Genomic DNA, 8,856 nt, shown 5'->3' with positions numbered 1-8,856 from the left:
GAGAGACTTGAACTCTCACACCTTGCGGCACCAGAACCTAAATCTGGCGTGTCTACCAATTCCACCACTCCCGCACTACATCTGTTTTTACATCTTGATTAAGATGGCGTTCGAACTAGGCGTGTCTAATATCAACACCCACTATTCTTACACAACATCAAGTTTTACATCTAGATAAGATACTCAATATTTTATATCCTGAGAAGATACCTCACTAACTAAGTTAGTAGAGGAAGATGGTAGCAATGGCGGGATTTGAACCTGCGACCCCAGCATTATGAGTGCTGTGCTCTAACCAACTGAGCTACATTGCCATCGTTTCTTTTCGTCCCCCTGTCTGGGGAACGGGGCGTATTATGCTTATTCAGGTGAATCAGGTCAACTGCTTTTTTTCGCAAATTTACCGAAAAAGCATTGTTCGGCGATAACTTCACCAAACTGAGCAACAGATATGCAAAAAAGGGCCTATCGAGAGAGAAAACTTAATACTTTGAGGAATGCTGTTCACTGGTTTTCGGTAAAAAACCGTCTTTCTTTGCCACTGTCATCACTCAATAGCTATACCTAAGCTTACTCAATGAGTGCTTTTTAAACTTAACGACACCTAACTTAACAACTAAATTGATTAAAATTACATTGAGCTATCGAGTGTCTTTAAAGTAATAGAGCCTCTGCACTCGTAATAATCCACATCGAACGTGTATAAGCCTGCTCAACGCTACATTATTAGAGTCGACGCTGAGCTAAAAAGAAAAGGTTATAGACCTGATAGTATTTATAGTAAGCAAAACCTGTAGGCAAAAAAAACGGCGGCTAAATTATTAGCCGCCGTTTGCATATTTTAGTAAAAAGCTTTAGTAAAGAGCTCTAGTATCAAGCTATTCCCTTATACGTTAAATAGGAAATGCATCACATCGCCATCTTTAACGGTATAGGTTTTACCTTCAACACGTAGCTTGCCCGCTTCTTTCGCGCCAGCTTCACCTTTGTAAGTAATGAAATCGTCATAAGCCATAACTTGTGCACGAATAAATCCACGCTCAAAATCTGTATGGATAACGCCAGCAGCTTGCGGAGCACTTGCACCGACACGCACAGTCCAAGCACGAACTTCTTTTACACCAGCTGTAAAATAAGTTTGTAGATTTAGTAGCTCATAACCAGCACGAATAACACGGTCAAGACCAGGCTCTTCGAGGCCAAGATCAGCCATAAATTCATTACGGTCTTCAGCATCCATCTCTGCAAGCTCAGACTCAATCGCCGCACATACTGCAACAACCACTGCGTTTTCTTCAGCAGCAATGGCTTTCACAATATCTAAATGTGGGTTATTTTCAAAACCATCTTCAGCTACGTTAGCAATGTACATAGTAGGCTTAAGTGTCAGGAAGTTTAGGTAGCCAATCGCGGCTAATTCTTCTTTACTTAAATCCATTGAACGTAGCATTTTGCCTTCGTCCAGTACCGGGCGCATTTTTTCAAGCACTGCCACTTCAAACTTAGCTTCAGTGTCGCCGCCCTTTGCGCGCTTAGCTTGACGAGTAATCGCACGCTCGCACGAATCAAGATCCGCAAGTGCAAGCTCAGTGTTAATCACTTCTATGTCGCTCGCTGGGTCAACTTTATTCGCTACGTGAACAATGTTGTCATCTTCAAAACAACGAACAACGTGACCAATTGCATCAGTTTCACGGATGTTAGCTAGGAACTTGTTACCTAGACCTTCACCTTTCGAAGCACCAGCAACTAGACCTGCAATATCAACAAACTCCATTGTTGTTGCCAATACACGCTCAGGCTTAACAATTGCAGCTAATGCGTCTAGACGTGAATCAGGTACAGGAACAACACCTGTATTAGGCTCAATTGTACAGAACGGGAAGTTTGACGCTTCGATGCCAGCTTTTGTTAGTGCGTTGAAAAGTGTTGATTTACCAACGTTTGGCAGGCCTACGATGCCACATTTGAAACCCATATTGTTACCTTTAATATCAATGAATGACTTGAAGCAATGCTCCAAGCACTTGTTTATGCTTTAAAAGAATGCAGTCTATGCATCGCCTTTGCCATATCTTGGTTGAACAAGACTTCTGTCGAACGTACCGCTTCATCAATTGCAGCGTCCATCAGTTCTTGATCCGTTGGAGAGGCCTTACTCAGCACATAATTGCTCACCTGACTCTTATCACCAGGATGACCAATGCCAATACGTAAGCGGTAGAAGCCTTTATCATTTGCTAATTTTGCAATGATATCTTTAAGACCATTATGGCCACCGTGACCACCACCCAACTTAAATTTCGCTACACCCGGCGGCATATCAAGCTCATCGTGTGCAACTAATATCTCTTCAGGTGCGATGCGAAAAAAGTTCGCTAACGCGCCTACCGACTTACCACTTAAATTCATAAAGGTTGTCGGGATCAACAGACGAACATCTTTGCCATGCAAGGTAGCTCTCGCCGTCATGCCGAAGTATTTACTGTCTAATGTTAATGTGGCACCACAGACTCTAGCGAGTTCTTCAACGTACCACGCGCCAGCATTATGACGAGTCCGTTCGTACTGCGCGCCGGGGTTTGCAAGCCCAACTATCAGTTTAATATTGCTCATAGTACCCAGTCTGTATTTGCCTAATTTATGTTTTGCCGTCGATAAAACACACCAACAACAAAATTAAAAACGCGGCATTTTAGCACTCAAATAGCCTGCCAACAAATTATACGCCAATATCGTTTAAACATGATGCCGAGCTCAGGCTCTATTTGCCCCCAAATATGATGCATTTTTCGAAAGGGCCTAGAAAAAAAACAATGGAAATCGACAAAAAAACCGAATAGGTAATATTCGGTTTTCATCTTATGCTTATGCTAACGACTATGGTGTCAAATTAGTCGAGACAACCATTTTATAATTAAAACCCCATTGCGTATTTAAGTACCTGCTTCTTAATTGGGCCGTCGATATTGGCCAGTTTCAGTGCACCATTACGCAGAAGTTTTAATGGCAAGATGTCGTTACTAAAGCTTGCATAGAACAGATCCATGGTCGACATCATCAACAAATTATCTCGATAGCGGCATTGTTGATATTTTTCTAACACCTTACTGTGCCACCAGCCTTTCTCATCCTCTAAATGGCTAGCAATAGTATTGATTAAGGCATCAACATCTTTAAAACCTAGATTAACTCCCTGCCCTGCCAGTGGGTTAATCGTGTGCGCGGCATCACCGAGGATCACTAAGTTATCTCGGTAGTAAACTTGTGCATGGCGGCGAGTCAGCTTAAAACTTGCCTTATTAACCACGTTAAAATCGCGGTCTAAACGCGCAGGGAAGTACTGAACGATTTGTGCTTTTAAGGCTAAATTATTGAGCTGAGAGAGCTGAGCTATTTTATTCGCGTCGTCATACCAAACTAATGAAGCATTATTGCCGGGTAATGGCAATAATGAACGTGGACCACTTGGCGTAAACTGCTGCCAGGTGACATCTTGTTGTTTAGCCGCGGTTTCAATATTAATCAGCATCGCTGACTGCGCATAATCCCAGCCAGTGATTCCAATATTGGCCCATTGGCGCACCATAGAGTTGGCACCATCAGCGCCAATCAGTAAACGTGTCGTCAATGAATCACCATTATCGAGTTTAAGCGCTATCAAATCTTGAGCTGGTGTCCGAGAAAGCATCGCAATCTTGGTTGGACAATGTAGCGTGATATTATCTAGCTGCTCCATGCGCTGCCAAAGTGCTAATTGGATCAGGCGATTTTCGATAATATGGCCTAAATGAGGTGAGCCAATTTGGTCACTGTGGAAACGCGTAATACAGCCATCTAGCTCCCACGTTTCTAGACCTTTATAGGCTACCTTACGCATGGAGTCTAAACCTGACAGAGCACCTAAGCGTTCAAGCAATGCTTCAGACGCGGCACTGATCGCAGAAACCCGTAAATCTAATGGCTGCTCACTGTCATAGGCTTTAGGAGCAAACGCTTCGACTATCGCAACCTTTAATCCAAGTTGACCAAGACCAATCGCTGTCGCGGCGCCGACCATTCCGCCCCCCACAACAACTGCATCATATAGATTGCTTTCAGTACTTGTCTGTTCCACCGCTTTGTCTCCTGACAACTAAACTCATTTTTCGCTACCGAGTTTACACCTAAAAAGCATCGACATTAGCGCTTTATACAAGAAAGTTTGCACTATTTGATGCCCATCAGATTATCCCTGCCTTGAATTGCTCATCCCCGTGCTTCATCAAGTAAAATTTGACCGCTAAGCGCTACAAAATATGTCATTTGATGTCAAATATGGGTCTAACGTGTATAAATGTGTCTGAACTGGCTTTTACTCACACCTGCTTACAAACCGTCGGGCTTAGCTGCAAACCATGCCATACACTCAAGTTATCTAATGGATATATCCATAGAGAAATGAGTGAGGATAATATGAAAGTCATTGCCTACGCTATACTATCAGCAGCGTTAGTAGCGCCCTCGATAAGTTATGCCAACGACAGTCAAAATCAGATCGAGCACATCACTGTCACTTACCGAACTCCATTTGAATACGCCATGTATCAATACACGAGTGATATGTTGCAAGATTTCAACCAGCAAGTGCGGGTAGAAATCCAACAGCAAGCCAAGTCGAACATCATGCAGATGGCTAAGGAGCAAGGCTTTATTAGCAGCCAAGTTGCGAAAGCTGAACAACCAAATAAAACCGTATTAAATTCAGGAGTATTAAAATCGGCTGAATAAATTCACTTTATTAACGGCTAAATGCTAGCCACAGGCTAACTTAGGCGTTAAAATGTCGCGCTATTTTTTCGGTGCTTCTAGAGTGATACAGACTGATGAGTAAAAAACTCCATATTAAAACTTGGGGCTGTCAAATGAATGAGTATGACTCTTCTAAGATGGCTGATCTTCTTGACGAATACGAAGGTTATACACTAACAGACAATGCTGAAGAAGCTGACGTGCTGCTGCTGAACACTTGCTCTATTCGTGAAAAAGCACAGGAAAAGGTTTTTCATCAGCTAGGGCGCTGGAAAACATTAAAAGATAAGAAGCCAGGGCTAATTATTGGCGTTGGTGGTTGTGTTGCCTCACAAGAAGGTAAAGCAATTAAAGAGCGTGCGCAGTGTGTTGACCTTATTTTTGGTCCACAAACCTTACACCGCCTGCCTGAAATGATTGATCAAATCAAAGACGGAAAGAAAGCGGTAATCGACGTTAGCTTCCCTGAAATTGAGAAGTTTGACCGTCTACCAGAGCCTCGCGCTGATGGTCCAAGTGCATTCGTGTCAATTATGGAAGGTTGCAGCAAGTACTGCTCTTTCTGTGTTGTGCCTTATACACGTGGTGAAGAAGTTAGCCGACCACTTGACGATATCATTCTTGAAATCGCCCAGTTGGCTGAACAAGGCGTGCGTGAAGTAAACTTATTAGGTCAAAACGTAAATGCTTATCGTGGCGCAACCCACGATGATGAAATCTGTACTTTTGCAGAGCTTTTACGTTACGTGGCAGCAATTGATGGCATCGACCGTCTACGCTTTACCACTAGTCACCCGATTGAGTTTACGCAAGACATTATTGATGTGTATGAAGACACCCCTGAATTGGTGAGTTTCTTACATTTACCAGTGCAATCAGGTTCTGACTTGATCCTAACGCAAATGAAACGCGGCCATATGGCAATCGAATATAAGTCGATTATCCGCCGTTTACGTAAAGCGCGTCCTGATATTCTAATCAGCTCAGATTTTATCATTGGTTTCCCTGGTGAATCGAAGCAAGATTTTGCTGACACAATGAAGCTAATTGAAGAGATCCAATTCGACCATAGCTTTAGTTTTATCTACAGTGCGCGCCCTGGCACGCCGGCAGCAGATCTTCCAGATGATGTTAGTCTAGATGAGAAAAAAGAACGTCTGGCCATTTTGCAAGATCGCATCACCCAGCAAGCAATGCGCTATAGCCGCCATATGGTAGGCACTGTGCAACGTATCTTGGTTGAAGGTCCATCGGTTAAAAATCCAATGGAGCTTCGCGGTCGAACTGAAAACAGCCGTGTAGTGAACTTTGAAGGTATGCATAAACATATCGGTAAATTTGTCGACGTAGAGATTGTAGACGTGTATACCAACTCTTTACGCGGTGTGTTTATCCGTGGTGAAGATGAAATGGATCTACGTCGTGATCTGCGCCCATCAGACATCACTGCAAAGTATAAGCAAGATGATGATTTAGGGGTTACCCAGTTTAAGCCTGCTTAAACTAACAATACCCAAACTAGAATACGCAAAAGGCGGCATCCTGAGATGCCGCTTTTTTCTTCTTAATTGCCTTTGAAAAATACCATTCGCAATTATTGAATATGCCTCGTAAACTAGCATTATTAGCGAAAACCCGACGTCGATAAATGGAGTGAATTTTTGTCAAACAAGTTAACTACGCTCAACCTATATTTAGAGCCAGCGGAAACCCGTAGACTAGCTTCACTTTGCGGCCCATTTGATGACAACATCAAGCAGTTAGAGCGCCGCATTGGCGTTGAAATTAGCTACCGCAACAATCACTTTCAAATTGTTGGTACGCCGCGTAACTGCTTAACTGCTAATAATCTACTCAGAAACCTCTATATCGAAACGCAGCCACTTAAAGGCAGCACACCTGATTTAGAGCCCGATGCAGTACATATTGCGATTCAAGAAGCGATAGCCCTTGAGATGGAAGCGCCTCGCGATGACAGTGAGCTTTTTATCAAGACCAAGCGTGGCGTGATTAAACCCCGCAATCCAAACCAAAGTGACTATGTGCGCAACATCGTCACTCATGATATAACTTTTGGTATTGGTCCCGCTGGCACAGGTAAAACCTACCTTGCCGTTGCAGCCGCAGTTGATGCATTAGAGCGCCAAGAAGTTCGTCGAATTTTACTCACTCGCCCGGCTGTTGAAGCTGGTGAAAAATTGGGTTTCTTACCCGGTGACTTAAGTCAAAAAGTAGACCCTTATCTGCGTCCGCTTTATGATGCGCTATTTGAGATGATGGGCTTTGAGAAAGTCGAGCGTTTAATCGAGCGCAACGTGATTGAAGTGGCACCGCTTGCCTATATGCGCGGCCGCACATTAAATGATGCGTTTATTATTCTCGATGAAAGCCAAAATACCACGGTTGAACAGATGAAAATGTTCTTAACCCGTATTGGTTTTAACTCACGAGCAGTGATCACTGGCGACATTACACAAATTGATTTACCTAAGCATCAAAAGTCTGGCCTGCGCCACTCAATTGAAGTGCTCGGTGAGGTCGATGAAATTAGTTTTAACTTCTTCCAAGCAAAAGATGTTGTACGCCACCCCGTGGTTGCGCGCATTGTTGAAGCCTATGAAGCTTTCGAGTTAAAAGCACAATCGAGTAAAGGCAATAAAGATAGCCAATACCAATTACAGGAAACTGCTAACCATGAGTGATAATCAAACGGTTATCGATCTTGATGTTCAAATTGCTGTTGAAGGTTTTCAACTACCAACACAAGCTGAACTGGAACTTTGGGTCAAAACTGCACTCAGAGATACTATGGATGAGGCAGAATTAACGATTCGTATCGTCGACGTTGAAGAAAGCCAAGAGTTGAATAACACTTATCGTGGAAAAGACAAGCCGACAAATGTATTGTCTTTTCCCTTTGAAGCACCACCGGGCATTGAGCTACCATTATTAGGTGATTTAGTGATTTGTGCGGCGGTAGTAGAGCAAGAAGCAATTGATCAAAATAAACCACTAATCGCACATTGGGCACACATGGTTGTACATGGTTGTCTCCATCTGCTAGGGTATGATCATATTGAAGATTCTGAGGCTGAAGAGATGGAGTCATTAGAGACCCAACTCATTGAAAGCCTTGGTTATACTAATCCTTATGAGGAGCAATAATTGGCTCACCTGAGTCAAGAAAACACTATGAGTGACGATATCCCACCGAGTACTAACGCCCACAAGAAGGGCTGGTTAGAGAAAGTAAGTCAGTTGTTCCAGGGCGAACCGCAAAATCGCGAAGACCTAGTTGGCGTAATTCACGATGCAGAGATGCGTGAAGTAATCAGCGAAGACACTCGCGAAATGATTAAAGGTGTCTTAGAAGTATCCGATCTACGTGTAAGGGATATTATGATCCCACGTGCACAGATTGTAGCTATCCAAATAAATGATTCAGTAGAAGATGTACTTTCTACCGTGATCAGTTCAGCACACTCCCGTTTTCCCGTAGTCAATGAAGATAAAGATCATATCGAAGGCATTTTGCTTGCGAAAGACTTGATTCAGTATGGCTTTAAAAACAATGAGCATCCATTTGAATTACGCCAAGTAATTCGACCTGCAGTTGTTGTTCCTGAGAGTAAGCGTGTTGATGTCTTACTAAAAGAGTTCCGCTCTCAACGTTACCATATGGCGATTGTTGTCGATGAGTATGGTGGAGTATCTGGACTTGTAACAATTGAAGATATTCTCGAAGAGATCGTTGGTGAAATTGAAGATGAATTTGATCATGACTCAGCTGAAGAGACTGAGATCAAGCAGATCGCGAAACAAGTCTTCATGGTAAAAGCGCTCACTCCAATTGATGATTTCAATTCAACATTTGGTACAGAGTTCAGCGACGAAGAGTTCGATACAGTCGGTGGTATGGTGTCTCATGCCTTTGGCCACTTACCTGAGCGTGACGAAAAAGTCATGATCCAGAATATTGAATTTAAAGTTGTTAATGCCGACACCCGTCGCTTAATTCAACTTAGAGTAAAATTTGCAGATAACAATCATAGCAATGATTAGACG

The 8,856-nt window shown here is 43.0% G+C and carries 8 protein-coding genes and 1 tRNA gene; 5 read left to right on the top strand and 4 right to left on the bottom strand.

The genetic code is table 11. The annotated features are described in order from the left end of the window. Positions 1-237: 237 nt before the first annotated feature. The 4 genes from ACVBJC_RS19120 to ACVBJC_RS19105 form a co-directional block, all read right to left on the bottom strand. Positions 238-314: transfer RNA gene (locus ACVBJC_RS19120), tRNA-Met, on the bottom strand. Between the two features lie 572 nt (positions 315-886). Next, positions 887-1,978: a redox-regulated ATPase YchF gene (gene ychF, locus ACVBJC_RS19115; RefSeq protein ID WP_447162512.1), complete on the bottom strand. Its 1,092-nt coding sequence runs from the start codon at positions 1,976-1,978 to the stop codon at positions 887-889. A 53-nt stretch (positions 1,979-2,031) separates the two neighbouring features. Beyond that, positions 2,032-2,616 (bottom strand): aminoacyl-tRNA hydrolase, encoded by a 585-nt coding sequence (gene pth / locus ACVBJC_RS19110; protein WP_447162511.1) that lies wholly within the window; start codon positions 2,614-2,616, stop codon positions 2,032-2,034. A gap of 301 nt (positions 2,617-2,917) precedes the next feature. Continuing rightward, positions 2,918-4,117 carry an FAD-dependent monooxygenase gene (locus tag ACVBJC_RS19105; RefSeq protein WP_447162510.1) on the bottom strand — a complete coding sequence of 400 codons (1,200 nt, stop codon included), beginning with the start codon at positions 4,115-4,117 and terminating at the stop codon, positions 2,918-2,920. Between the two features lie 338 nt (positions 4,118-4,455). Between ACVBJC_RS19105 and ACVBJC_RS19100 the strand changes: the two genes are divergently transcribed. The 5 genes from ACVBJC_RS19100 (at position 4,456) to corC (ending at position 8,853) form a co-directional block, all read left to right on the top strand. Next, a complete protein-coding gene (locus ACVBJC_RS19100; protein WP_447170520.1) occupies positions 4,456-4,770 on the top strand; it encodes a hypothetical protein in 315 nt (104 codons plus the stop codon). 95 nt (positions 4,771-4,865) lie between these two features. Further along, positions 4,866-6,293, top strand: a complete 1,428-nt coding sequence (gene miaB / locus ACVBJC_RS19095; RefSeq protein WP_447162508.1) for a tRNA (N6-isopentenyl adenosine(37)-C2)-methylthiotransferase MiaB — start codon at positions 4,866-4,868, stop codon at positions 6,291-6,293. A 159-nt stretch (positions 6,294-6,452) separates the two neighbouring features. After that, complete coding sequence (locus ACVBJC_RS19090) at positions 6,453-7,493, top strand: PhoH family protein (protein ID WP_447162507.1); 1,041 nt, start codon at positions 6,453-6,455, stop codon at positions 7,491-7,493. Further along, a complete protein-coding gene (ybeY, locus tag ACVBJC_RS19085) occupies positions 7,486-7,956 on the top strand; it encodes an rRNA maturation RNase YbeY (protein WP_442529483.1) in 471 nt (156 codons plus the stop codon). Before ACVBJC_RS19090 ends, ybeY begins: the two co-directional genes overlap by 8 nt. 27 nt (positions 7,957-7,983) lie before the next feature. After that, positions 7,984-8,853: a CNNM family magnesium/cobalt transport protein CorC gene (gene corC, locus ACVBJC_RS19080; RefSeq protein ID WP_447162506.1), complete on the top strand. Its 870-nt coding sequence runs from the start codon at positions 7,984-7,986 to the stop codon at positions 8,851-8,853. The last annotated feature ends 3 nt before the right edge of the window (positions 8,854-8,856 follow it).

This window comes from Shewanella sp. 0m-6, from assembly GCF_052977325.1.
Note: the sequence above shows the minus strand (reverse complement) of the source record. Positions and strands in the feature narration are given on the sequence as shown.

Coding starts and splice junctions, on each gene's coding strand:
- ACVBJC_RS19100 (WP_447170520.1), top strand. CDS start 4,456: ATGAAAGTCATTGCCTACGCTATACTATCAGCAGCGTTAGTAGCGCCC.
- miaB (WP_447162508.1), top strand. CDS start 4,866: ATGAGTAAAAAACTCCATATTAAAACTTGGGGCTGTCAAATGAATGAG.
- corC (WP_447162506.1), top strand. CDS start 7,984: ATGAGTGACGATATCCCACCGAGTACTAACGCCCACAAGAAGGGCTGG.
- pth (WP_447162511.1), bottom strand. CDS start 2,616: ATGAGCAATATTAAACTGATAGTTGGGCTTGCAAACCCCGGCGCGCAG.
- ychF (WP_447162512.1), bottom strand. CDS start 1,978: ATGGGTTTCAAATGTGGCATCGTAGGCCTGCCAAACGTTGGTAAATCA.
- ybeY (WP_442529483.1), top strand. CDS start 7,486: ATGAGTGATAATCAAACGGTTATCGATCTTGATGTTCAAATTGCTGTT.